20 protein-coding genes are annotated in these 23,520 nt (G+C 74.2%); 8 read left to right on the forward strand and 12 right to left on the reverse strand.

Annotation, left to right across the window (positions count from 1 at the left end; genetic code table 11):
• Nucleotides 1–384 precede the first annotated feature (384 nt).
• The 8 genes from ACOACO_RS06220 to ACOACO_RS06255 all read right to left on the reverse strand — a co-directional run bounded on the left by ACOACO_RS06220 (nt 385) and on the right by ACOACO_RS06255 (nt 9,296).
• The gene (locus ACOACO_RS06220) at nt 385–1,146 is read right to left on the reverse strand and encodes an ABC transporter permease (protein WP_420295371.1); all 762 of its coding nucleotides are present in this window, start codon (nt 1,144–1,146) and stop codon (nt 385–387) included.
• Nucleotides 1,147–1,199: 53 nt separating this feature from the next.
• Nucleotides 1,200–1,874, reverse strand: a complete 675-nt coding sequence (locus tag ACOACO_RS06225) for a GTP cyclohydrolase II (RefSeq protein WP_420295372.1) — start codon at nt 1,872–1,874, stop codon at nt 1,200–1,202.
• Nucleotides 1,875–1,996: 122 nt separating this feature from the next.
• Nucleotides 1,997–3,004 (reverse strand): TauD/TfdA dioxygenase family protein, encoded by a 1,008-nt coding sequence (locus ACOACO_RS06230; RefSeq protein WP_420295373.1) that lies wholly within the window; start codon nt 3,002–3,004, stop codon nt 1,997–1,999.
• Between the two features lie 111 nt (nt 3,005–3,115).
• Nucleotides 3,116–3,439 (reverse strand): DMT family transporter, encoded by a 324-nt coding sequence (locus ACOACO_RS06235; RefSeq protein WP_420295374.1) that lies wholly within the window; start codon nt 3,437–3,439, stop codon nt 3,116–3,118.
• Between the two features lie 141 nt (nt 3,440–3,580).
• On the reverse strand, nt 3,581–4,069 hold the full coding sequence (locus ACOACO_RS06240; protein ID WP_420295375.1) for a DUF4383 domain-containing protein: 489 nt from the start codon (nt 4,067–4,069) through the stop codon (nt 3,581–3,583).
• A 187-nt stretch (nt 4,070–4,256) separates the two neighbouring features.
• Complete coding sequence (locus ACOACO_RS06245) at nt 4,257–5,771, reverse strand: FAD-dependent oxidoreductase (RefSeq protein ID WP_420295376.1); 1,515 nt, start codon at nt 5,769–5,771, stop codon at nt 4,257–4,259.
• Between the two features lies 1 nt (nt 5,772).
• Nucleotides 5,773–8,046 carry a catalase gene (locus ACOACO_RS06250; protein ID WP_420295377.1) on the reverse strand — a complete coding sequence of 758 codons (2,274 nt, stop codon included), beginning with the start codon at nt 8,044–8,046 and terminating at the stop codon, nt 5,773–5,775.
• Nucleotides 8,047–8,072: 26 nt separating this feature from the next.
• Complete coding sequence (locus tag ACOACO_RS06255; RefSeq protein ID WP_420295378.1) at nt 8,073–9,296, reverse strand: cytochrome P450; 1,224 nt, start codon at nt 9,294–9,296, stop codon at nt 8,073–8,075.
• Between the two features lie 122 nt (nt 9,297–9,418).
• Here ACOACO_RS06255 and ACOACO_RS06260 point away from each other — a divergent pair, with 122 nt between their 5' ends.
• Nucleotides 9,419–10,597: an alcohol dehydrogenase catalytic domain-containing protein gene (locus ACOACO_RS06260; protein WP_420295379.1), complete on the forward strand. Its 1,179-nt coding sequence runs from the start codon at nt 9,419–9,421 to the stop codon at nt 10,595–10,597.
• 70 nt (nt 10,598–10,667) lie between these two features.
• Here ACOACO_RS06260 and ACOACO_RS06265 read toward each other — a convergent pair whose 3' ends face one another.
• Nucleotides 10,668–11,501 carry a sigma-70 family RNA polymerase sigma factor gene (locus ACOACO_RS06265; RefSeq protein WP_420295380.1) on the reverse strand — a complete coding sequence of 278 codons (834 nt, stop codon included), beginning with the start codon at nt 11,499–11,501 and terminating at the stop codon, nt 10,668–10,670.
• A gap of 232 nt (nt 11,502–11,733) precedes the next feature.
• Nucleotides 11,734–12,297, reverse strand: a complete 564-nt coding sequence (locus ACOACO_RS06270; protein ID WP_420295381.1) for a cysteine hydrolase family protein — start codon at nt 12,295–12,297, stop codon at nt 11,734–11,736.
• Nucleotides 12,298–12,458: 161 nt separating this feature from the next.
• Here ACOACO_RS06270 and ACOACO_RS06275 point away from each other — a divergent pair, with 161 nt between their 5' ends.
• The gene (locus ACOACO_RS06275; RefSeq protein WP_420295382.1) at nt 12,459–13,316 is read left to right on the forward strand and encodes an SDR family oxidoreductase; all 858 of its coding nucleotides are present in this window, start codon (nt 12,459–12,461) and stop codon (nt 13,314–13,316) included.
• A 101-nt stretch (nt 13,317–13,417) separates the two neighbouring features.
• Here the strand turns inward: ACOACO_RS06275 and ACOACO_RS06280 are convergent, their stop codons facing one another.
• Together ACOACO_RS06280 and ACOACO_RS06285 are read right to left on the reverse strand one after the other, a co-directional pair.
• Nucleotides 13,418–15,325: a hypothetical protein gene (locus ACOACO_RS06280; RefSeq protein ID WP_420295383.1), complete on the reverse strand. Its 1,908-nt coding sequence runs from the start codon at nt 15,323–15,325 to the stop codon at nt 13,418–13,420.
• A 69-nt stretch (nt 15,326–15,394) separates the two neighbouring features.
• Nucleotides 15,395–17,023 carry an acyl-CoA dehydrogenase family protein gene (locus ACOACO_RS06285; protein WP_420295384.1) on the reverse strand — a complete coding sequence of 543 codons (1,629 nt, stop codon included), beginning with the start codon at nt 17,021–17,023 and terminating at the stop codon, nt 15,395–15,397.
• A 62-nt stretch (nt 17,024–17,085) separates the two neighbouring features.
• On the opposite strand from ACOACO_RS06285, the gene ACOACO_RS06290 reads away from it, so the two are divergent.
• The 6 genes from ACOACO_RS06290 (at nt 17,086) to ACOACO_RS06315 (ending at nt 23,505) form a co-directional block, all read left to right on the forward strand.
• Nucleotides 17,086–17,817 carry a PaaX family transcriptional regulator C-terminal domain-containing protein gene (locus ACOACO_RS06290; protein ID WP_420295385.1) on the forward strand — a complete coding sequence of 244 codons (732 nt, stop codon included), beginning with the start codon at nt 17,086–17,088 and terminating at the stop codon, nt 17,815–17,817.
• A 75-nt stretch (nt 17,818–17,892) separates the two neighbouring features.
• A complete protein-coding gene (locus ACOACO_RS06295) occupies nt 17,893–18,735 on the forward strand; it encodes an SDR family oxidoreductase (protein ID WP_420295386.1) in 843 nt (280 codons plus the stop codon).
• A gap of 208 nt (nt 18,736–18,943) precedes the next feature.
• A complete protein-coding gene (locus ACOACO_RS06300; protein ID WP_420295387.1) occupies nt 18,944–19,930 on the forward strand; it encodes an ABC transporter substrate-binding protein in 987 nt (328 codons plus the stop codon).
• 43 nt (nt 19,931–19,973) lie between these two features.
• Nucleotides 19,974–21,149 carry an ABC transporter ATP-binding protein gene (locus ACOACO_RS06305; protein WP_420295388.1) on the forward strand — a complete coding sequence of 392 codons (1,176 nt, stop codon included), beginning with the start codon at nt 19,974–19,976 and terminating at the stop codon, nt 21,147–21,149.
• Nucleotides 21,149–22,945, forward strand: coding sequence for an ABC transporter permease (locus ACOACO_RS06310; protein ID WP_420295389.1), 1,797 nt, complete (start codon nt 21,149–21,151; stop codon nt 22,943–22,945). Before ACOACO_RS06305 ends, ACOACO_RS06310 begins: the two co-directional genes overlap by 1 nt.
• Nucleotides 22,942–23,505: a nuclear transport factor 2 family protein gene (locus ACOACO_RS06315; protein ID WP_420295390.1), complete on the forward strand. Its 564-nt coding sequence runs from the start codon at nt 22,942–22,944 to the stop codon at nt 23,503–23,505. The genes ACOACO_RS06310 and ACOACO_RS06315 overlap by 4 nt, the downstream gene beginning before the upstream one ends.
• Nucleotides 23,506–23,520 lie beyond the last annotated feature (15 nt).

The raw sequence follows: 23,520 nt of genomic DNA on the forward strand, positions 1-23,520 counted from the left end.
AGGTCAGACGGATAGCCCGCCCGTCCGCCGGGTCAGCCGGGTGTGGTTTCGAGGGCCGCTGACGCGGCCACCTCAACCACCGGGGCGGAGCGGCCACCTCAACCACCGGGGCGGAGCGGCCACCTCAACCACCGGGGCGGAGCGGCCACCTCAACCACCGGGGCGGAGCGGCCACCTCAACCACCGGGGCGGAGCGGCCACCTCAACCACCGGGGCGGAGCGGCCACCTCGACCACCGGATCCAGCGCACCACCTCAACCACCGGGGCGGAGCGGCCACCTCAACCACCGGAACGAGCGCGGGCCACCCCGACCACCGGACCGAGCGCAGCCACCCACCTCGACCACCGACCAGCCCGGCGCCGCCACCACCCACCGGAACGACCTACTCCCGCAGCGGCGCGCCCGCGACGGGGATGCGTCCCGCTGCCACGAGCTCGACGGCGGCGGCCGCGGCGAGCGTCTGGGCCGCGAGCAGCCCGGCGAGCACGAGCAGCTGCGCGGCGCCGGCCTGGACGGGTGAGGCGCCCGCGAGCAGCACCCCGACGAACGCTCCGGGCAGCGTCACGAGCCCGACCGTCCGCGTCTGGTCGAGGCCGGGCACGAGGGCGAGGGCGGCGGCGGGCCGCCCGACGACGTCGACGGCCGCGCGGCGGGGGAGGCCCAGGGACAGCGCCGCCTCGTAGGCGCCGCGCTGGTCGGTGAGCTCCTCGACCGTACGACGGGCGGCGAGGGTGGTCGCCGACATCGCGCCGCCGACGAGGATCCCGGCGACGGGCAGCACCGCCACCGGCTCGGCCGGCACGACTCCCGCGGCCACGACCGCCAGCAGCACGGGCAGGGCACCGACCGCGATGGGGAGCGCGAACCACGCCGTGTGGCGCCCGTGCCCGCCCACCACGCGCTGGGCCGAGGTCAGGGCGCCGACCACCACCATCGTCGCGACGAAGGCGGCGGTCGCGGGCAGGCTGTGCAGCGCGGCGGTGATGACGAGGCTGACGAGCGCGAGCTGTGCGGCCGCGCGGGCGGTGGCCGTCAGCGGCGCCCGCCACGACCCCAGCCCCGCGAGCCGGGTGGCCGCGGCGGCGGCCACGGCGAGCAGCGCCACGAGCAGCCCGAACGCCCACCCCAGCTGCACGGTCTCCACCGGGCCAGGCTCGCACGCCCGCCGCGGGTCCGCCGCACGCCCCGCGGGCCCGGTCAGGCGGTCGCGGGCAGGTCGATCGTGTGGGCGGTGTGGTCGCGCTTGGCCAGCAGGTAGCGCGCGTTGCTCGCCGACAGGTGCACCCCGGTGGGCACGCGCTCGGTCACCGCGACGCCGTACGACGCGAGCTGCGCCGCCTTGTCCGGGTTGTTGCTGAGCAGCCGGATGCGGTCGGCGCCGACGGTGCGGAGCATCTGGGCGGCGGCGCGGTAGTCGCGCTCGTCCTCCCCATGCCCCAGCGCCAGGTTCGCCTCGTAGGTGTCGAGCCCGGCGTCCTGCAGCGCGTAGGCGTCGAGCTTGGCGTACAGCCCGATGCCCCGCCCCTCCTGCCGCAGGTAGAGCACGACGCCGCCCACCGCGGCGATCCGCTCCACAGCCTCGCGCAGCTGGGGCCCGCAGTCGCAGCGCTGCGACCCCAGCACGTCGCCGGTCAGGCACTCGCTGTGCGGGCGCACCAGCGGCGCCTCCCCGCCCGCGGCGGAGCGGGCGAGCGCCGCCCGCCAGTCGCCGAGGCCGAGCAGCAGGTGCTCCCGGCCGTCGACGAGGCCGTCGAAGGTCACGACGTCGGCGGTCGTGGCGTAACCGTCGGCGAAGGAGAGCGGCACGCGGACGCTCGTGCGGGTCGTGGCCGCGGGCAGCCCGGCGTCGAGGGGGTGCAGGTGCTGAGTCATGGGGACATCCAAACACTTGAAGATTGAAGTGTCTTCAAGAAGTCCGCAGGTCCCTGATCTGTTCCCGCGCCGCGCCGCTCCGCCTCGCGCCGCCCCGCCTCGCGCCCGCGCCCCGTCGTGCCTCAGGAGACCAGCTCGTCGAGCCGCGAGTACGCCCGCGCGTCGCCGGCCAGCACCTCCGAGCGGCGCCCGTCGACGGAGACCGGCACGTCGCCCGCGACGGTGATGCGACGCATCTCCCGCGGGTGCTCGTCGAAGTCGGCCACCGCGTAGTGCTGCGTCGCCCGGTTGTCCCAGAGCGCCACGTCGCCGGGCTGCCACGTCCACCGCACCGTGTTCTCCAGCTTCGTCACCCGGCCCTGCAGCAGGTGGAACAGTTGGTGCGACTCCGAGGCGTTGAACCCCTCGAAGCGCTTCACGAAGTTGCCGAGCACGAGCGAGCGCCGCCCGGTCTCCGGGTGCACGCGCACCACCGGGTGGCGCGTCTCGAACAGCGTCGAGGTGAAGTCGTCGCGCGTGTAGTGCGCGTCCGGCTGGTCGTGCTCCTCGTCGAGCTGGGCGTAGTCGTAGGAGTTCGTGTGCACCGCCCACAACCCCCCGGCCAGGGCCTTCAGCGGCGCCGGCATCGCGTCGTACGCGGCGACGGTGCTCGCCCACGCCGTCGTGCCGCCGTACGGCGGGAGGGTCACCGCCCGCAGCACGCTGATGGCCGGCACGCGGTCGACGAAGGTGACGTCGGTGTGCCACGCGTTGGCCGCCATGCCCTTGTTCGCCGTCACCCGCAGCACGCGGGCGCTGCCGGTGTTGACCGTCGGGTGCGCGGTGGTGAGCGGCCCGAGGCGCTCCGCGAAGGCGGCGTGCGCCTCGTCGTCGAGGTGGTGCTGACCGCGCAGGAAGACCACCTGGTGCTCGAGCAGTGCGGCCCGCACCGCCGCGACCACCTCGTCGGACAGGTCCCCGCCGAGCCGCACGCCCTCGATCCGGGCACCCAGCCGCCCGCCGACCTGGTGGACCGCGACGCCGTCCGGGAGTGCGGGCGCCGGCAGCGGGAGCGCCGCGGGGCCGGGTGACGGGCTCGTGGACGGGGTCGTGGACGGGGTCGTGGACGGGCGGTCGACGGTGACGGTCACGGGTACCTCCTGTGGTCGGTCGTGCAATCCGTAGATACTCGACTAAGACAGTACGGTTAGTGGGGGACGAGCGTCCCCGCCGTCCACCGACTGGTCACCCCTGCGGGCAGGTCACCGGTGCGCGGCGCCCAGCTCGACCAGCACGACGCCGGCGACGACGAGCGCCAGCCCGACGGCCTGCACCGCCGTCAGCGTCTCGCCGAAGAGCACGATGCCGAGCACGGCGATGGTCGCGATCCCGAGCGCGCACCACACGGCGTACGCCTGCCCCAGCGGCATGCCCGCCACCAGTGCCTGCGACAGGGCGTAGAACGCGGAGCAGTAGCCGAGCACGACCACGAGCGACCAGCCGGGCCGCGAGAAGCCCTCGGACTGCCGCAGCGACAGCGTCGCCACGACCTCGCTGCCGACCGCCACCAGCAACCAGCCCCACATGCGCGTGCTCCTCCCACCGGGTGCGCGAACGCCGCGCCGCCCGATCCCACCACGGGGAGGGCGACGCGGCGGTCGCGGGTGCTGCCGCGCTCACGCGGCGTGGCCTGACGCCCGTCGTCACCGACGGCGTCCGGCGCGGGCTCACATCGGGACGTCGCCGCCGATGCCGCCGCGCAGGCGCTTGTAGCCGTAGACGCCGAGGCCGATCATCGCGACGCCCAGGCCGAGGTGCAGCCAGTTGTCGGCGTCGTTGAGGGGCACGAAGTTGGCGTCCGAGTGGTGGCCCACGCTGAGGCCGTAGATCCACAGCACCAGGTAGACCAGGCCGCCGCCGATCAGGTAGGTGACCGCGGCCCGGGGGCGCTTGGCGGCCGCGATGCCGAGCACGCCGAACAGCAGGTGGACGATGTTGTGGAGGATCGAGACCTGGAAGAGGCCGAGCAGCTTGGCCTCGCTCTCGTGCCCGGCGAGCTCGAGCTGGTCGTAGTCGGTGGTGACGCCGGGGACGAACCCCAGGATCCCCACGAGCAGGAACGTGCCACCGACGACGAGGGCGACGGTCCGCAGGAAGCGGTCGCCCTTCTGCCGCGGGGTGTTGACGCGCTGGGCGCTGACGTCTTCAGATCGCATGACTTCTCCTCGGGAAGGCGGAAAGGTGCTCTCGGGACGGGTGCTCCCGCAGCCCGGTACCCGCTCGCGGGCCCTCGGAACGGACGCGCGTCGAACCGGAGGTGGCAGGCGCACGACGGGCGGCCGGACGCACCGTGCCCGGCACCCCGAGGGGTGCCGGGCACGGGTGTGCGTGCGGGTCGGACCGTCAGTCGCGGGTCGCGAGGGGCCGGACGGCCGGACCCTCGATGACCTCGCCGCGCTCCTCGAAGCGCGAGCCGTGCAGCGGGCAGTCCCAGCTGCGCTCGGCGTCGTTCCAGGTGAGCACCCCGCCCAGGTGCGTGCAGACGGCGGAGCCCTCCTTGCCCGGCACCAGCCCGCACAGGCGGGAGCGCTGACGCGCCTCGCTGCTGCCGGAGGCACCGGTGCCGGCCGCGACCGACGGCGCCCGCGGAACGAGCCAGCCCGCGGTCATCGCGACCGCGACCTCGGTGTTGATCCACGCCGCCCCGGGCAGGCCGGTCAGCTCCTGCGCGCCCCACGGGCGGTACGCCCCCGCCCAGGCCGGGGCGTTGCCGAGGACGTCGCCCGTGATCGCCAGCGCGGCGGCGACCCCGTTCGTCATGCCCCACTTCGAGAAGCCGCCGGCCACGAGGATGCGGCGGTTGCCCGGCAGCAGGGGGCCGGCGTACGGCAGCCCGTGGTGCGGCGAGTAGTCCTGCGCCGACCACGCGTGCGTCTCCTGCGCGCCGGGGAAGTGGTCCATCGCCCAGATCCGCAGCGCGTCGAGGCGCTGGCTCGTCGGCCGCTTGCGCCCGGTCACGTGGCCCTCGCCGCCCACGAGGAGCGTCGGCGGACCACCCGGCAGCGTGGCGTCGCGCAGCGAGCGCGACGGCATGTCGGCCGCGAGGTACATCCCGTGCGGCGCCTCCTGCGGCAGGGTCACCGCGATGCTGTAGGAGCGCTGCGGGCTCATCCGGGCGAAGAACGCGCCCCGGTCGAGGATCGGCATGCCGGTGGCGAGCACCACCTGGCGGCCCTGCACGACGGCCTGCTGGTCGGCCGAGGGGTCGTCGCCCGGCACCCGCACGGCCACCCGCACCGGGTCGCCGTCACCGACCCGCTGCACGCGGGCGTGCTCGACGATCGTGACCCCAAGGTCGCGGCACTGCCGCGACAGGGCGCCGACGAGGGCGACCGGGTCGACCTGCACCTGGTCGTCGAGGCGGATGGCGCCCCGCACCGCGAACGGCAGCTCGGTGTCGTCGGTCCAGCGCACCGACAGGTCCGCCTTCTGCGCGGCCGCCAGCTCGCGGCGCAGCACCCGGGCGCCGAGGGCGCCGTTGGCGTAGGTGAAGGCGTCGCGGTGCTCGACCAGGACCCCGGCGTCCTCGGCGAACGCCGTGACCCACGCCTGCGCCTCGCGGTTGGCCGCGGCGTAGGACCGCAGGGTCGCGGTGCCGTGACGACGGTCGATGCGCGAGAACTGGCTGCCCTGCAGCAGGCTCACCTTCGCGGTGCTGCGGCCGGTGGTGCCGCCGCCCAGCTCGCGGGCCTCGAGCACCAGCACCTTCTGGCCGCCGCGCGCCAGGAGCAGGGCGGTGGTCAGGCCGGTGAGGCCGCCGCCGACGACGACCGCGTCGTACGTCGTGTCCGTGTCGAGCGCGGTCGCCGGGATCGACGACTCGGCGGAGGAGCGGTCCTCCCAGATGGTCCTCAGCACGTCACACCCCCACGACGCCGAAGCGCTCCCACACGCGGTGCGCGCGGGCGGCGGCGGACATCCGGGTGCAGACCTCGGCCGGGTCGGTGCCGACGACGACGCCGACGCCCTCCGGTGCGACGCCCGCCAGGTCGAGCACCGCGGTGCCGTTGCCGACCGCCGCGATCACCTTGGCGTGGCGGTAGGCCTCCTGCACGAGCAGCAGCACCCGTGGGTCGACCGCCGCAGGGGCGCCCGGCACCGACGTCTTCTCGTCGTGCGGGGAGTCGGCGGCCGGCGCGGGGGCGTCCAGCAGGACGACCGTGTCGAACTCGACCGAGCGGGTCGTGGCGAAGGTGCGCTGCGCCGTGGTGCCCGCGACCTGCCCGCCGTGGGGACCCACGACGAGCGGCAGGGCGCCCTCGGCGCGCACGGCCTCCTGCACCGCCGTCACGAGACCGGGATCGGTGTCCGTGGCGACGACGATGCCGACCATCCGGCCCTCCAGCGGCCACGTGCCGCCGATCTGCGAGAGCGCGGGGCTGGGGTCGACGTCGGGCAGCGGGCCCGGGGCCTGCGGGACCGGCAGCCCGAGGCCGGCGGCGACCTCGGCGCACAGCGCGGCGTCGATCTGCGCCAGCGACTGCAGCTGGCGCACCTTGACGGCCTCCTCGTAGCACTTGCCGAGCTCGAAGGTGTAGGCCCGCACGACGTGCTCGCGCTCCACCGGGGTGAGGCTGAGCCAGAACTGGCGCGCCTGGCTGAAGTGGTCGTCGTACGACGCGGGCTGGGCCCGCACCTTCGCGCCCTCCGCCACCGTGGCGACGGCCTCGACGAACGCCCGGGTGGCCGGGTCGCTCTGGTCGGCGGTAGCCGAGAACGGGCAGCCGCCGTCGAGCGAGTTCGGGCGGTATGGCGCCACGCCCGCGTGCACGGCGTGCTGGTGGAAGCCGTCGCGCAGCATGTCGTTGACCGGCGCGTGCGTCCGGTTGATCGGCAGCTGGTTGAAGTTCGGCCCGCCGAGCCGCGAGAGCTGCGTGTCGAGGTAGGAGAAGTTGCGCGCCTGCAGCAGCGGGTCGTCCGTCGCGTCGATGCCGGGCACGAGGTGGCCGGTGTGGAAGGCGACCTGCTCGGTCTCGGCGAAGAAGTTCGTCGGGTTCGCGTCGAGGACGAGGCGCCCGATGGGCTGCACCGGGGCGAGCTCCTCCGGCACGAGCTTGGTGGAGTCGAGGAGGTCGATGCCCTCGAACATCTGCTCCGGGGTGTCCGGGAAGACCTGCACGCCCAGCTCCCACTCGGGGTGGGCACCCGCCTCGATGGCGTCGGCGAGGTCGCGGCGGTGGAAGTCGGGGTCGATGCCGCCGAGCATCTGCGCCTCCTCCCACGTCAGGGAGTGGACGCCCAGCTTGGGCTTCCAGTGGAACTTCACCAGCGAGGTCGCGCCCTCCGCGTTCGTGCAGCGGAAGGTGTGGACGCCGAAGCCCTCCATCATCCGGTACGAGCGCGGGATGCCCCGGTCCGACATGTTCCAGAGCGTGTGGTGCTGCGCCTCGGTGTGGAGCGAGACGAAGTCCCAGAAGGTGTCGTGCGCGCTCTGGGCCTGGGGGATCTCGCGGTCCGGGTGGGGCTTGGCCGCGTGGACGACGTCGGGGAACTTGATGCCGTCCTGGATGAAGAACACCGGGATGTTGTTGCCGACCAGGTCCCAGACGCCCTCGTCGGTGTAGAACTTCGTCGCGAACCCGCGGGTGTCGCGCACGGTGTCGGCCGAGCCGCGGGAGCCCAGCACGGTGGAGAAGCGCACGAAGACGGGCGTGGTGCGGCCCTCGTCGAAGACGCTGGCGTGGCAGATCGACGCCGCGGTGCCGTAGCCCTCGAAGCGGCCGTGGGCCGCCGCGCCGCGCGCGTGCACGACCCGCTCCGGGATGCGCTCGTGGTCGAAGTGCATGAGCTTCTCGCGCAGGTGGTGGTCCTGCAGCAGCGTCGGGCCGCGCCGGCCCGCCTTGAGCGAGTGGTCGGTGTCGTGCACGCGGACACCGGTGGACGTGGTCAGCCAGGTGCCCTGCTGGTGGCGGTCACCGGGCTTGGCCTTCGCCTCGGCGCCCGTCGCGGTGCGCAGCTCGGGCGCGCGCTGGTCGGGCTTCGGCGGGGCGGGCGGGTGCGGCGTGGTCGGCTCCTCGACCGTGGCAGGCGTGCTGGAGGGCACCCCGGGGACGGTGTCGGAGGAGGAGGTGAGCGCCTCGGCGGCGTCCTCCACGAGCTGCGCGGCCTTCTTGACGGGCGTGGACGGGTCCATGGGGTGACGGTGCCTTCCGGTGGGGTTCAGGCGGACGGGTCGGTCGTGCGCACGCGCAGTCGCAGCCCGCCGTGGGGACGGCGGGGCATCCGGGTCCGGTCGGTCCGGCCCGGCTGGTCGTCGACGGGCGTGATGTCGTGACGGGCGAGCTCACCGAGGGTCGTGGCGACGAGGGCCACGGTGAGGGGCTCACCGGGGCAGCGATGGCCCTGGTCGGGGTGGCCGCCGCCCTGGGGGACGTAGGCGTAGGGGTCGGGCTCGGCGTGGGCGAACCGGGAGGGGTCGAGCTCCTCGGGACGGTCCCACCACGCCGGGTCGGTGTCGGTGCCGGGCACGTCGAGCACGAGGTGGTCGCCCGGGCGCAGCCGCACGCCGTCGTGCTCGGTCTCGGAGCGGATGCGGCCGGCGAGCGCGGGGACGAACGGGTGCACACGACGCGACTCGTGCGCGACGCACACCCGGGCCCGGGCGCCGGCGTCGCCGACGAGGGCGGCCCGGGCGGAGCGGTCGACGGCCAGGGTCAGCGCCGCCCAGGTCGCGGGCCACGCCACGGCGACGGTCGGGCGGAGCACGTTGAGCAGCTCGACGCCGGCGGTCCTGTCGTCGAGGTCGGTCGCGGCGATCCGGGCGACCACCGACGTCGCGTCGACCGAGGCGGTGCGGCGGGTCTCGCGGACGAGGCGCGCGGCCCAGCGGTTCAGCCGCAGCCGCTCGCGCCAGCCCCGCACGTACGCCGTGCCCGCTCCGCCGAACCCGTCGACGATGGCGGCCATCCGCCGGGCCAGCACCCGGCGCTCCTCCGCGGAGCCCGGTACGCCGGCCCAGCGCAGCACCGCGTCGCCGTACGCCTCGACGAGCAGGTCGAACAGCACGACCTCGCCCCCGTCGGGCTGGGCCGCGAGGGCGTCGAGGCGCGGACGCAGCAGGGCGGTGACCTCGCCGGTGACCTCCTGCACGGCGGCGCCGTCGAGGAGGTCGAGGAACAGGGCCTTGCGCTCGGCGTGCTCGGCGCCGTCGAGGCCGTGCAGCGCCCCGCGGCCGAAGATGAGGCCGGCCACGGGCGGCGGCACGGCGCCCACGCGACTCACGCGGTCGGTGTCGTAGAAGAGCTCGGCCCCGGCACGCCCGCGGACGACGACGGCACGCCCGCCCAGCATGCGGGTGACGAAGGTGTCGGCGCCGCCGTTGCGTCGGCGCTCGGCGGGCAGGGCGTGGTACCCGCGGCGGAGCAGTGCGAGGGCGAGGTCCATGGCCCCTCCGGTACCCCTGCCCCCGTGGCCGCATACGCGGGCGCGGGCCCCGGCGGGTGGGTGCAGCCGGGGGGCGCTGGGTACCGGCATCGGTCCGCCCACCGACCACCCGAGGAGTGAACGTGAAGGCAGTGACGTGGCAGGGCTCGCAGGACATGCGGGTGCAGGAAGTCCCCGACCCGACCATCCAGGATCCCGGCGACGTGATCGTGCGGATCACCTCGACGGGGCTGTGCGGGTCGGACCTGCACCTCTACGAGCCGCTCGGCCCGTTCATGACCCCGGGTGACGTCGTGGGCCACGAGCCCATGGGCATCGTCGAGCAGGTGGGCCCCGGCGTGGAGACGCTCGTGCCGGGCGACCGGGTCGTCGTACCGTTCAACGTCAGCTGCGGCACGTGCTGGATGTGCAGCCGCGGCCTCCACAGCCAGTGCGAGACCACCCAGAACCGTGACCAGGGGACGGGCGCGAGCCTGTTCGGCTACAGCAAGCTCTACGGCCAGGTTCCCGGTGGCCAGGCGGAGCTGCTGCGCGTGCCGTTCGGCGACACGCTGCCCATCAAGGTGCCGCACGGCCCGCCGGACGACCGCTTCCTCTTCCTCAGCGACGTGCTGCCCACCGCGTGGCAGGCCGTCGAGTACGCCGGGGTCGGCGAGGGCGAGAGCGTCCTCATCATCGGTGGCGGCCCGATCGGCGCGATGGCGGCCCGCATCGCCGCGCGCCGCGGCATCCGCGTGATCGTCTCCGAGCCCGAGGAGGACCGGCGCCAGCGCGCCGCCGCCTGGGGCGCCGAGGTGGTCGAGGAGCAGCCGCCGGCCGAGCTGGCCGCGACGCTGCGGGAGATGACCGACGGTCGCGGTCCCGACGCCGTCATCGACGCCGTCGGCATGGAGGCGCACGGCTCGCCCGCCGCCGAGCTGGCGCAGAAGGCGGTCAAGCTGCTGCCGGACGTCGTCGCGGAGCCGCTGATGAAGCGGGCCGCCGTCGACCGGCTGGTGGTCATCAACACCGCCATCGAGACGGTGCGCCGTGGCGGCACGATCTCCATCTCGGGCGTGTACGGCGGAGCCGTCAACCCGCTGCCGCTCATGCAGATCTTCGACAAGCAGATCGAGCTGCGGATGGGCCAGGCGAACGTGCACCGCTGGTCCGACGACATCCTCGAGCTGCTCACCGACGACGACCCGCTGGGCACGGAGGGCTTCGCCACCCACCACCTGCCCCTGAGCGAGGCGCCGGAGGCCTACAAGGCATTCCGCGACAAGCAGGACGGGATGATCAAGGTCGTCTTCCAGCCCTGACGCAGACGACGAAGGGGCGGGACCGGTGATCCGGTCCCGCCCCTTCGTCCTCGGTGCTGGTGAGCGTCGCTCAGGAGGCGCGGCGCTGGGTGGCCGCAGGCGCACCCACGACCTCGCGGAGCTGGCGCAGGATGCCGGCGAGGAGCCGGGACACCTGCGTCTGGGTGATGCCCAGCTCGTCGGCGATCTCCTGCTGGGTGCGGTCGTGGAAGTAGCGCAGCATGAGGATGCGCCGCTCCCGCTCGCCCAGCTGGCGCAGCGCGGGGCGCAGCGTCTCCCGGGCCTCGATGAGCTCCTGCTCGGCGGCCGGGTCGACCACCGTCTCCTCGTGCCGCGTGCCCACACCGGTGGGCAGCGGGGCGTCGAGGGAGACCGGCCGGAAGCAGCCCTCGGCCGCGAGCGCCTGCTCGACGACGTCGACCTCGATCTCGAGCTCGCGGGCGATGACCGCCGCGGGCACGTTCTCGCCGTGGTCGCCGGTGAGGCGGTCACGGGCCCGGATGACGGCCGACTGGTTCTCCTGCACCTGACGGGGCGGGCGGACCATCCAGCCGTGGTCGCGGAAGTGACGACGCAGCTCGCCGCGGATGCAGGGGACGGCGTACGTCAGGAAGTCCTTGCCCTGCGTGACGTCGAAGCCGTCGGCGGCCCGGACCAGGGCGAGGTACGCGACCTGCTCGAGGTCCTCGATCGGGATGCCGCGGTTGCGCTGGCGGGCGGCCAGGGAACGGGCGACACCCATGTTGGCGACGACCAGCTCGCGGAGCGCAGCATCGCGCTCGGCCTGGTCGGTGGCGCGCCCGGCGGCCTCGAGGCTGGCTGCGGTCGCCGCGCGCCGCTGCTCACGCTCGCTCTGACGGGCACTCGTGACGGGGGCGGTGGGGGACAGTTCTTCGTTGGGCATCGTGGGTCCTGAGCCTCGAGTGCCTGGCCAGCCCGCGGCTTGAGCTGGAAAGAACGAGTGGAGGTGCTGGTGGCACCACCACCAGATGAACCTAGACCCATCCGGGCGGTCTGGACCAGTCCCGACGCGAATCGATCAAGAAGTTCCCACCTGGTGAGTCGGTGGGGCTAGACGCGCCGCAGGTGGGTACCGCTCCGGCGCGTAGTCCGTGCGGAGCCGGGTCCGACCCGCTTCAGGCCCCCGTGAGCGTCGGCAGCACGTCGGCGACGCCCACCCCGGGCTGGCGGTAGCTGCGACCGAGGTGGTCGAGCGTCCGCACGTGGCTGTCCTGCGACGGCGACGCGATCGCGTCGGCGACGAGCACCGTCTCGAAGTCGTGGGAGTAGGCGTCCAGGGCGGTCGCCCCGATGCAGGACTCCGTCGAGATCCCGCAGAGCAGCAGCCGGTCGATGCCGCGCTCGTGGAGCAGGTCCACCAGGTCGGTGCGGTGGAAGGCGCTGTCCCGCGTCTTCTCCAGCACCACCCCGTTCGGGGGGCCCACCTCGGGCAGGCCCGGCAGCCGGGCCGCCTCCTCGGAGCCGCGCAGCAGGAACGGCTTGTCGTCCTCCAGCATGTTGCGGGCCCAGGTGCTCCGGTCGTGCTCGTGCACGGTGACGACCTCCACCACCAGCGCCCCGGCGTCGAGCGCGCCACGCACGAGGCGCGAGCAGGCGTCGACCAGGGCCGGCCGCTGCTCCTCGAGGTCCGGGTCGCTGAAGTACCCCTGCTGCATGTCGATCATCAGTACGGCGTCCACGAGGAGCCAGGTACCCGGCGCTCCCCGGCGTCATGCCGCCGCCCGCTCGGGCGGGGGGCCCGCCCCGGCCGGGTCCCGCGGGTGGTGTCGGAGCGGCCGGGGTACCGGTCGCGGACGGAGCAGACGACCGACGCCCCCGGGCGTCGGGGAGGAGCAACGACATGGCAGACGGTTACCCCGCCCAGCAGCAGGAGCCCCCCGGCCTCACCGACGAGATGGAGCCCCGGCCCGACCACGGCGAGGAGTCGTACGTCGGGCACGGCCGGCTCGAGGGCCTGGTCGGTCTCGTCACCGGCGGCGACTCGGGCATCGGCCGCGCAGTGGCGCTGGCGTACGCCCGGGAGGGCGCGGACGTGGCGTTCACCTACCTGGCCGCCGAGGAGCAGGACGCCCGGCAGACCGTCGAGCTGATCGAGGCCGCCGGTCGGCGCGCCCTCGCCATCGAGGCCGACCTGCGCGACTCGGCGACGTGCGACGCGGTGGTCGAGCGGACGGTGTCCGAGCTCGGCCGGCTCGACGTGCTCGTCAACAACGCCGGCTTCCAGATGGCCCGCGGCGCCGGCATCCTCAACCTGGACGACGAGCTGCTGGACCGCACGCTGAAGACCAACCTCTACGCGCTGTTCTGGATGGTGCGCGCCGCGGTCCCGCACCTGCGCGAGCGGGGCGGCAGCATCATCAACAACTCCTCCATCCAGGCGTTCGACCCGTCGACGAGCCTGCTCGACTACGCCTCCACGAAGGCGGCGATCAACAACCTCACGGTGAACCTGGCCGCCGAGCTGGGCGAGGACGGCATCCGGGTCAACGCGGTGGCGCCGGGCCCGATCTGGACGCCGCTGCAGCCCGCGACCCAGCCGGTGGAGAAGATCGAGCAGTTCGGGTCGGACACCCCGCTGGGCCGCGCCGGCCAGCCGGCCGAGGTCGCCCCCGCGTTCGTGTTCCTGGCATCGCCGGCCGACGCCAGCTACGTATCGGGGACGGTGCTCGGCGTGACGGGCGGCAAGCCCGTCTTCTGAGGCCTGCCCCACGCCCCGCCGTACCGCCGTACGACCAGCGAGGGCCGCTCCCCGGTCGGGGAGCGGCCCTCGTCGTACGACGGGACGTGCGGCGCGGTGCGTCAGCCGTCGTAGCTGCGGGTCGGCCAGAAGCCGCTCGTCGTGTCGTTGCCCCGGGCCCGGCTCCAGGTGTTCCAGAGCACCACGCCCACGGTGTGGCCCGGACCCGAGGAGCGGTCCCAGCGCCCCACGACCGGCTGGTAGAAGGGCGCGCTCGAGGCGCTGCCGACGGGGAAGCTGGTGGTCGCCCCGGTGCAGTTCACCTCCGAGCAGGCCCGCAGGTGGAAGGTGCGGGTGCTCGGCTGCCACAGGCCCAGCTCGTCGCGGCCGTCACCGTTCCAGTCGCCCGCGACCGCCTGGTAGGCGATGCGCCCCGACCCGAACTTGAAGCTCGTGGTGCGGGTGGCGCTGTTGCGCAGGTGGAACGTCTTGTCGGTCAGGTCGAGGAGCCCGAGGTCGTCGATGCGGTCGCCGTTCCAGTCGCCGACGTAGGCCTGGTAGCGACGGGAGGTGCTGCCGAACCTCACCGCCACCGTGCGGTTCGCGGTGAAGCGCTGGTGCAGCGTGGACGTGGCGGGGTCGTAGGCGCCGATCTCGTCGATGCCGTCGCCGTTCCAGTCGCCGGCGACGAACTGCCACCCGTCGCGGCCGAAGGTGAGGATGCGCTCCGCCTCGCCCGCGCCCGGGGCGACGCCCGAGGTGCCGGCGTCGGTCGCCTGGTCGGTGAGGTGCACCCGGTTGCCCAGCACGCCGGCGGGGGTGTCGACGCCGTCGCCGTCCCAGTCCCCGGCGAGCACCTGGTCGAACTGGCTGAAGCGGCCGTAGCCGCGGGCGATCGCGTCGCCGGGCACGAACTGCTCCGGGCGCAGCGAGCGCAGCCGCGTCTGGTTGTAGGTGCCGGACGGTGCGACGCCGATGCGGGGGTCGCGCTTGACGTGGCCGCCCTGGTCGACCCACTGGCCGCGGTAGGTGCAGTAGGTGCCCCGGATGGGGTCGGTGTGGCGGACGGTCGGCGGCCCCCACCAGAGGTCGTTCCTCGTGACGTTGCCGCGCCCGTCGAGGCAGTAGGGCTGCACGGCGGCCGGCCCGTTGGGCCAGTTGAGCGTGGCCCCGAGGGTGATGTTGTCCTCGATGAGGGCCGCGGTCGTGTCGAAGGCGAGGCGCACGTTGTTGAACGCGCCGACCAGGGTGTTGCGCCGGATGGTCACCCCGGTCGGGCCGCCGTCCGGGTTGTCCTGCCGGTCGCGGCCGAGCTTGATGTTCGCGCCGTTCGAGGCGCCCGCCAGGATGTTGCGCTCGATGTAGCCCGGACCGGCTCCGCGGTCGGTCTCGATGTACATGATGTGGTCCTGGTCGCTGCCCTGGCCCCGCCCGCGGTTCGAGTAGACGAGGTTGTGGCTGAAGGTCCAGTCGACCGGCTTGCCGTGGATGCGCACGAGGCCGTAGGTGCCGTAGCAGCAGATCTCGGCGTTGCGGAACACCCAGCCCGTCCCGCCGAGCATCTTCACGAGGTACTGCGGCCGGCTCCCGGTGGCCACCACCCCGTTGCCGCCGACGTTGAGCCCGTCGAACGTCCAGTACGCCGCGTTGTCGATGCCCAGCGGCACCGACAGGAAGACGTCGGGGCCGGTCGCCTTGACGGTGATGCGCTGCTCGGGCGTGCCGGCCTGCAGGCGCGGGCGGATGACGCCGTCGCCGTTGCCGTCGCCGTACGTGCCCGGGGCGACGAGGAGGGTGTCCCCGGCCGTCAGGCGGCCCATCGCCGTGTCGAGGTGCTGCCACGGCGCGCCCGCGGAGCCGTTGTTGGAGTCGCGCCCGGTCGGGGACACGTGGAGGACGCGCCCGGGGGCTGCGGCAGCGGCGGCCGCGGACGCGGTCGTCGTGGCGGGGAGCGTGGACGCGACGAGGGTCGCGAGCACCAGGAGGGCGGCGCCGAGGAACGACTGCCGGCGCCGGGGGAGGGTGTGCATGCCGGGATGCTAGGGCCGCCCGGGGACGTCTGTCGTCGGAAGCGGGGAGATGTCACCCGGACGGGCGGCTCACAGCCCCGAGGCGGTGCGCTCGAGCACGGGGTCGAGGTCGAGGCCCGGCGGCAGGGTGCCGAACGCGCTTCCCCAGTCGCCGGCGAGCCGCGTCGCGCAGAAGGCGTCGGCCACCGCGTGCGGGGCGTGCCGCACGAGCTGGGCGCCCTGGAAGACGAACGCCATCCGCTCCACCACGCGGCGGGCGCGCAGCTCGATGTCGTCGAACGACGTCAGCTCCTTCTTCAGGGCGGCCAGGGCGTCGTCGTACCGGCGGTCGGCACCGGTGGCCCGCTCGGCCTCGGCGAGGAAGGCGTCCAGGGTGTGCGGCTCGCGGGCCAGGGCGCGCAGCGCGTCGAGCGCGGCGACGTTGCCCGAGCCCTCCCAGATCGAGAGCAGCGGCAGCTCGCGGTAGGTGCGGGCGAGGTCGAAGTCCTCGACGTACCCGTTGCCGCCGAGGCACTCCATCGCCTCGCCGGCCGCCATCGGGGCGCGCTTGCACACGGCGTACTTGGTCACGGCGAGCGCGATGCGGCGCAGCGCCGCCTCGCCCTCGTCGCCCCGCACGGCGCGGTCGTTGGCCCCCGCGAGCCGCAGGGCCGCGGTGGTGGCGGCCTCCGACTCGATCGCGAGGTCGGCCAGCACGTTGCGCATGAGCGGCTGGTCGACGAGCGCCCGGCCGAAGGCGTGGCGGTGGCGGGCGTGGTGGGCGGCGGCGACGAGCGCGGTGCGCATGCCCGCCGCCGAGCCGAGCACGCAGTCGAGGCGGGTCATGTTGACCATCTCGACGATGGTGCGCACCCCGCGGCCCTCCGCGCCGACGAGCCAGCCGGTGGCCCCGTCGTACTCGATCTCCGACGACGCGTTGGAGCGGTTGCCGAGCTTGTCCTTCAGGCGCTGGAACCGCAGCGCGTTCCGCTCGCCGTCGGGCAGCACGCGGGGGAGCAGGAAGCAGGACAGGCCGCCGGGCGCCTGGGCGAGGGTGAGGAAGAGGTCCGACATCGGCGCCGAGGTGAACCACTTGTGGCCCACCAGCCGGTAGGAGCCGTCGGGCTGGGGCAGCGCCCGGGTCGTGCCGGCCCGCACGTCCGAGCCGCCCTGCTTCTCGGTCATCGACATGCCGGCGGTGAGCCCGCGCTTCGTGGTGGGCTCGCGCAGCACCGGGTCGTACGCGCGGCTCGTGAGCAGCGGCTCGAAGCGCGCGGCCAGCTCGGGGTTCGCGCGCAGCGCGGGCACCACGGCGTACGTCATCGAGATCGGGCAGCCGTGGCCGGCGTCGACCGACCACACCAGGAACTTCGCCGCCCGCGCCACGTGGGCGCCCGGGCGGTCGTCGGCCCACGGCGCGCCGTGCAGCCCGTGGCCGACGGCGGTCTCCATGAGGCGGTGGTACGCCGGCACGTACTCCACCTCGTCGACCCGGTGGCCGTAGCGGTCGTGCGTGTGCAGGCGCGGCGGCACCCGCTCGGCGAGCCGGCCCCACTCCTGCGCCTCCGCCGACCCGGCGAGGCGGCCGAGGGCGTGCACCTCGTCGCGCGCCCACCCCGCGCCCTCGCGCTCGAGCCCCTCGAGGAGGGCGGGGTCGTGGGCGGTGTCGTGCCCGGTCAGCGGCGGGACCTGGTTGACGACGTCGTGGGTGGCGGCCATGGCCCGACGTTACGCTTCGCGCGACGACTGTGTCCAGAGGCGTAACGGGGCATGATGGCCCGGTGCCGCCGCCCCCGACCCTGAGCGCCCGCTCCGTGGCGCTGAGCCTGGCGCTGGGGGCGCACCCCGAGCGGCTCGGGGCGGCCGCGCTCGTCCGCATGGGCGGTGCGGTAGGCGTGCCGCCCGCGACGATGCGGGTGGCCCTGACGCGGGCCGTCGCGGCGGGCGACCTGCGGCGCGACCCCGATGCGACGTACGCGCTGGGCGACCGGCTCGCCGCCCGTCAGCGTCGCCAGGAGGAGGCCGTCACCGACGCCGAGCGCCCCTGGGACGGGACCTGGGAGACCGCCGTCGTCGTCGTCGCGGGCCGCCCCGCCGACGAGCGGGCGGCGCTGCGCCAGGACCTGGCCGAGCATCGGCTCGCCGAGCTGCGCGAGGGCGTCTGGATGCGCCCCGCGAACCTGCGGCGGGCGGCGTCCTACGCCACGTCCTCGGTGGTCGAGGCGCTCGTCGCGCGGCCGGTGGGTGACCCCGAGGTGCTCGCGCGGCGGCTGTGGGACCTCGAGGGGTGGGCGGCGCGGGGCAGCGCCGCGCTCGCCGACCTCGAGCGGGCCGGGGCGCCGGCGGAACGGCTGGCGGCGGCCGCGGCGCTCGTGCGCCACGTCGCGACGGACCCCCTGCTGCCGGCGGCGCTCCTGCCGCCCGGGTGGCCGGCCCCGGCCCTGCGGGCGGCGTACGGCGCCTACCGCGCCGAGCTGCGCCACCTCGCCCCCGAGGGCGGCGAGCGGGGGTAGCGTTCGGTCCGCCGGACCCCTGCCTGTCGAACCCCTTCATGTCGAACCCCTGCCCGCCGATCCCCGGAGGACGTCGTGACCCCGTCGCCGATCGCCGTGACGGGGGTGACCGGTGCCCTGGGTGGCCTGGTCGCCCGGGACCTGGCGGCGCGCGGCGTCGAGCAGTGCCTCCTCGCCCGGTCCCCCGAGCGGGCGCCCGAGCTCCCCGGCGCCACGGCGGTCCGCTGCGACTACGCCGACCCCGACGGGGCGGTCGCGGCGCTCGAGGGCGTCGAGACGCTGTTCATGGTGTCGGCCTCGGAGACCGAGGACCGCGTCGACGTGCACCGCGGGTTCGTCGACGCCGCCGTGGCCGCCGGCGTGCGGCACGTCGTCTACACCTCGTTCGCCGCCGCCGCGCCCGACTGCACCTTCACGCTCGGGCGCGACCACTTCGCGACCGAGGAGCACCTGCGGGCCAGCGGCCTGGCCACCACGTTCCTGCGCGACAGCTTCTACCTCGACGTGTTCCCCCTCTTCGTCGGGGAGGACGACGTGCTGCGCGGTCCCGCCGGGGACGGCCGCGTCGCCGCCGTCGCCCGTGCGGACGTCGCCCGTGCCGCGGTGGCGGTGCTGCTCGCCCCCGACGACCACGTCGGCCGCACCCACGAGCTCACCGGCCCCGAGGCGCTCACCCTGACCGAGGTCGCCGCCCGGATCGCCGCCGCCACGGGCCGCCCGGTGACCTTCCACGACGAGACCCTCGAGGAGGCCTACGCCTCCCGCCGCCCCTGGGACGCCCCGCGCTGGCAGGAGGACGCCTGGGTCTCGACGTACACGGCGATCGCGTCGGGCGAGCTCGCCCGCACCACCGACGCCGTGCGCGCCCTCACCGGCCGTGACCCGCTGTCGCTGGCCGCGCTGCTCGCCACGGGTTGAGGGCTGCGCGGGCGGGGCCCGGGGGCGCTCCGGCGGCGCCGGCGTCCACGGAGCGGGCCCACCCTGGACAAATCTCTGCGTATCATTATGCTGCTTTCCAGTGATTCGCGTCACGGCACGCAGGGCTCCGCGCCACGTCGTGCCGGGCGCCTCCCCCGAGGAAAGCCGAGGTCAGCCTCCGATGAACCGCGTTCCCGCACTCGCCGCCGTGTCCGCCCTGAGCCTGGTGCTCGCCGGTTGCGGCGGCTCCGACGAGCAGGCCGAGGTCGTCTCCGGCGACGCCGACGCGCTGGTCGAGGCCGCCAAGGAGGAGGGCCAGCTCGACTGGTACTCCGACCTGCCCGAGGCCCTCATCGAGAGCGTCGCGACCGGCTTCGAGGAGAAGTACGGCATCGAGGTCAACTTCATCCGCAGCGTCTCGAGCCAGCTCGGCAGCCGCTTCGCGGGCGAGGCGCAGGCCGGCGACCCGCAGGCCGACGTGCTGAACATCGCGAGCCAGGGTTTCTGGGAGGAAGCCGTCAGCCAGGGCTGGTTCGCCGAGGTCGACGACGACACCGTCGCCTCCCTGGCCGACTGGCCCGAGGAGTTCCTCTACGACGACACCTACGCCCTCATCAACGTGCAGCCGCTGGGCATCGCCTACAACACCGAGACGAGCCCGGTCCAGCCCGAGGGCTGGGAGGACGTGCTCGACGAGCGCCTGGACGGCCGGCTGATGATGGGCGACACCGCGGTGGTCGCCTACTCGGCGGAGTACCTGTTCCTCATGCAGACCCTCGGCGAGGACTACCTCTCGGGCCTGGGCGAGCTCGACCCGATCGTCGTCGACAGCCTCGTGCCGGGCACGCAGCAGGTCGTCGCCGGTGAGGCCGACGTCGTGATCCCCTCCCTCAAGGCGGTCGTGCAGCCGCTCATCGACGAGGGGGCTCCGCTGGCGCTGGTCATCCCGGAGGACACCAGCGGCGTCAACCAGTACGCCGGTGTCGTCGAGGAGGCCGAGCACCCGAACGCCGCGCGACTGTTCCTCGACTACCTGCTGAGCATGGAGGGTCAGGAGAAGGTGACCGCCGGCATCGCCGCCTCCGTGCTCGAGGGCGTCCCCGGCGCCATGGAGCTGCCGTCGGGCTACACCGAGGTGGCCGAGTCGGACGTGACCGAGAACCAGGACACCATCGACGAGCTGCTGGGGTTCTGACCGGCACCCGCCCGGTCCCCCGCCCGTGGACGAGGAGACACCCATGACGGTCACCGACACGCGCCCCGCGCGAGGTCGCCGACGCACCGACGACGGCACCCCGGGCGGGCGCATCGAGATCCGCGACCTGCAGAAGACCTACACCCGCAACGACGGCACCCGGGTCCCGGCGATCGACGGCATCGACCTCGAGGTGGAGGCGGGCACGTTCTGCGTCCTCCTCGGCCCCAGCGGGTGCGGCAAGACGACGCTGCTGCGCTGCATCGCCGGGCTCGAGCAACCCGGGTCGGGATCGATCGCCGTGGGCGGCCGCTCCTTCTACGACTCCGCGCGCCGTCTCTCCCTCACGCCGCAGGACCGGCGTCTCGGCATGGTGTTCCAGTCCTACGCCCTGTGGCCCCACATGAGCGTGGAGCGGAACGTCGCGTTCCCCATGACGACCCGACGGGCGCGCGGCTCGTTCTCCAAGCAGGAGGTGCGCGACCGGGTGGCGAAGGCGCTCGCCACCGTGGACATCGCCGAGCTCGGCGGTCAGCCGATCTCCGCGCTCAGCGGCGGGCAGCAGCAGCGCGTCGCGCTGGCGCGGGCGATCGCCTTCGGCAGCGACGTCGTGCTCTTCGACGAGCCCTTGTCGAACGTCGACGCAAAGGTGCGCGTGCAGCTGCGCCAGGAGATCCACGCGCTCCAGCGCGAGCTGGGCTTCACGGCCGTCTACGTCACGCACGACCAGGAGGAGGCGATGGAGCTCGCCGACACGCTGGTGGTGCTGAGGAAGGGGCGCATCGAGCAGGCGGGCGCCCCCCGCCAGCTCTACCGGACCCCGGTCTCCCGGTACGTCGCGGACTTCGTCGGCACCGCCGACGTCGTGGAGGCCACCGTGCTGGGCCCGGCCGGGGAAGGGCAGGTGCGCGTGCGCTCCACGATCGGCGACCTCGTGGTCGCCGTGCCCGGTGGGGCGCCGAGCACGGGGGCCGAGGTGGGTGTCGTCCTCCGGGCCGAGGACTGGCGGCTGGCCGCCGGGGGGCCCACGGGGGAGACCGGTCGCAACGCCGTGCACGGCACGGTGCGCGACAGCGCCTACCTGGGTGCGGCGACGCAGTACCTCGTCGACGTGGGTGACGTGACCCTCCGGGTCCGGCCCCAGGGCTCGGCGCTCCTGGCTCCCGGCCACGAGCTCGCGCTCACGATCGACCCGACCGACCTGCACCTGGTGCCGTGATGACCGCTCCCACCCTGGAGCGCCCGGCCCCGTCCCCGTCGCCCGCCGGCACGGGCCGGCCCCGGCGGCGCCCCGACGGCTTCAAGGTGCTCGGCTGGGCGGTCTGCGCGCTCGTCTGCGTCGTCATCCTCTACCCGGTCCTCACCATCCTCGGCGACGTGTTCGGCCTCGGCGACGACCCGTCGATGGCCGGCGACGTCTGGGCGGAGGCCACCAGCGGACCGGCGCTGGCGACGCTGCGCACGACGGTGATGCTCGTCGTACCGGCGGGTGTGGTGGCCCTGCTCCTGGCGGCGCTGCTGGCCTGGGTCAACGAGCGCACCGACGCCCGCATCGGGGTCCTGGCCGACGTCACCCCCATCCTCCCGATGTTCATCCCCCCGGTCGCGGGAGCGATCGGCTGGGTGTTCCTGGCCGCCCCGAGCGCGGGCCTGCTGAACGGCGCCATCGAGGGCTTCTTCGGGCTCCTGGGGGCCGACGTCGACGGCCCGCTCGACATCTTCACCTGGCAGGGTCTGTTCTTCGTCTACGTGCTCGACCTCGTGCCGTTCGCCTACCTGACCCTGGCGGCGGGGTTCCGCAACCTCGACCCGGTGGCGGAGGAGGCGGCGCGCATCTCGGGGGCCGGGCCGCTCGAGACCTTCCGCCGGGTCACGCTGCCGAGCCTCGGGCCCTCCGTCGGCGGCGCCCTCCTCATCGTCATGGCCATCGGCTTCGCGCTCTTCTCCACGCCGGTCGTCATCGGTACCCAGGCGGGCGTCGACGTGCTGTCGGTCGAGGTGGTCGAGGCCATGACGCGCTCGTTCCCCGCCGACGAGGCCAAGGCGCTCGGACACGGCCTGCTGCTCCTGCTGATGGTGACGATCGCCTGGCTCCTGCAGCGCCGCTTCGTGCGCTCCACGGGGCACGCGACCGTGGGCGGGAAGGGCCTGAACTCCCAGCCCACCCGGCTCGGTCCCTTCCGCCACGTCGCGCGCGCCCTGATGCTGCTCTACCTCCTGGGCGCCAGCGTCCTGCCGATCGTCGCCCTGGTGGTCGTCTCGCTCGAGCGCTTCTGGACGGCATCGATCCCGTGGGGCGACCTCACGTTCGACAACTACACCGAGCTGCTGTCGAACGACCTGGTCACCACCGCGCTGCGCAACAGCGTGCTCGTCGGTGTCGCCTGCGCCACGATCGGCATGACCCTGGCCGCCGTCGTGGCCCGCATGACGCACGGGGAGACGTCGCGGTGGACGGGCGTCGTGGAGGCGGTCACCCGCATCCCCGCCGCCGTGCCGATCCTGGTGCTCGCGCTCGCCTTCATCGCGGCGTTCGTCGGCGAGCCGTTCCGCATCGGCGGCACGACCCTGCTCCTCGTGATCGCGTACACCGCCATCTTCTTCCCGCACGCCGTCGTCAACGCCACCTCGGCGTACCTGCAGGTGGGCCCGCAGCTGCGCGAGGCCGGGGCCGTCTTCGGTGTTTCGGAGGGCCGCACCTTCACCCGGGTGCAGCTGCCGCTGATGCTGCCCGGCCTGACCTCCGGCTGGGCGTTCCTCTTCGTGCTGGTGGCGGGCGACGTCACCGTCGCAGCCCTGCTGGCCGGCACGGGCAACCCGGTCGCCGGCTTCGTGATCCTCGACCGCTACAACACCGGCACCTACCCGCCCCTCGCGGCGATGGCCGTGCTCACGACGCTGCTGACCACCGTGGTGGTCTCGGTCGCGCTGGGCCTGGCCCGTTGGCAGCGCTCCCGCACGACCCGCGGTGCGCGACGCGCCGCGGCCGTCCCGACCCAGGAGGTATCACCGTGACCGACCCGACCACCACCACCACCGAGCAGCGGCTCCAGCGCCTGCAGGACCGTGCCGAGATCCAGGAGCTCGGCGTCCTCTACGGCTACGTGATGGACGAGCGCGACGAACGGGGCATCCGCCAGATCTTCGCGCCCGACGCCGCCCTGCGCTCGCAGGACGGCGTGTTCGCCGCCGACGGCATCGAGGACATCGTCGAGACGTACCTCGGGCGGTTCTCGGCGCTCGGTCCGACCAACCACTTCTCCCACGGCCACGTCGTGCGCTTCGGGGACGACCCCGACCGGGCGCGGGGCCTGCTCGCGAGCCACGCGGAGGTGAGCCGCAACGGCGTCGCCATGCAGGTGGCGCTGCGCTACAAGGACGAGTACGTGCGCAACGACGGGCGCTGGCAGTTCGCCTCGCGGCTGATGAGCTACATGTACTACCTGCCCGTCGCCGAGCTCTCGGAGCTGGGCGACCGCAACAGCGTGCGGGCCTACGGCGACCAGCGGCCCGCGGACTGGCCCGAGGCGCTCTACTCCGAGACCGGCAGCGCCTGGTTGCACGACTACCTCTGAGCGTCATCCAGCAGC

It is taken from the genome of Nocardioides sp. CPCC 205120, assembly GCF_048654585.1.
Classification (GTDB): Bacteria; Actinomycetota; Actinomycetes; order Propionibacteriales; family Nocardioidaceae; genus Nocardioides.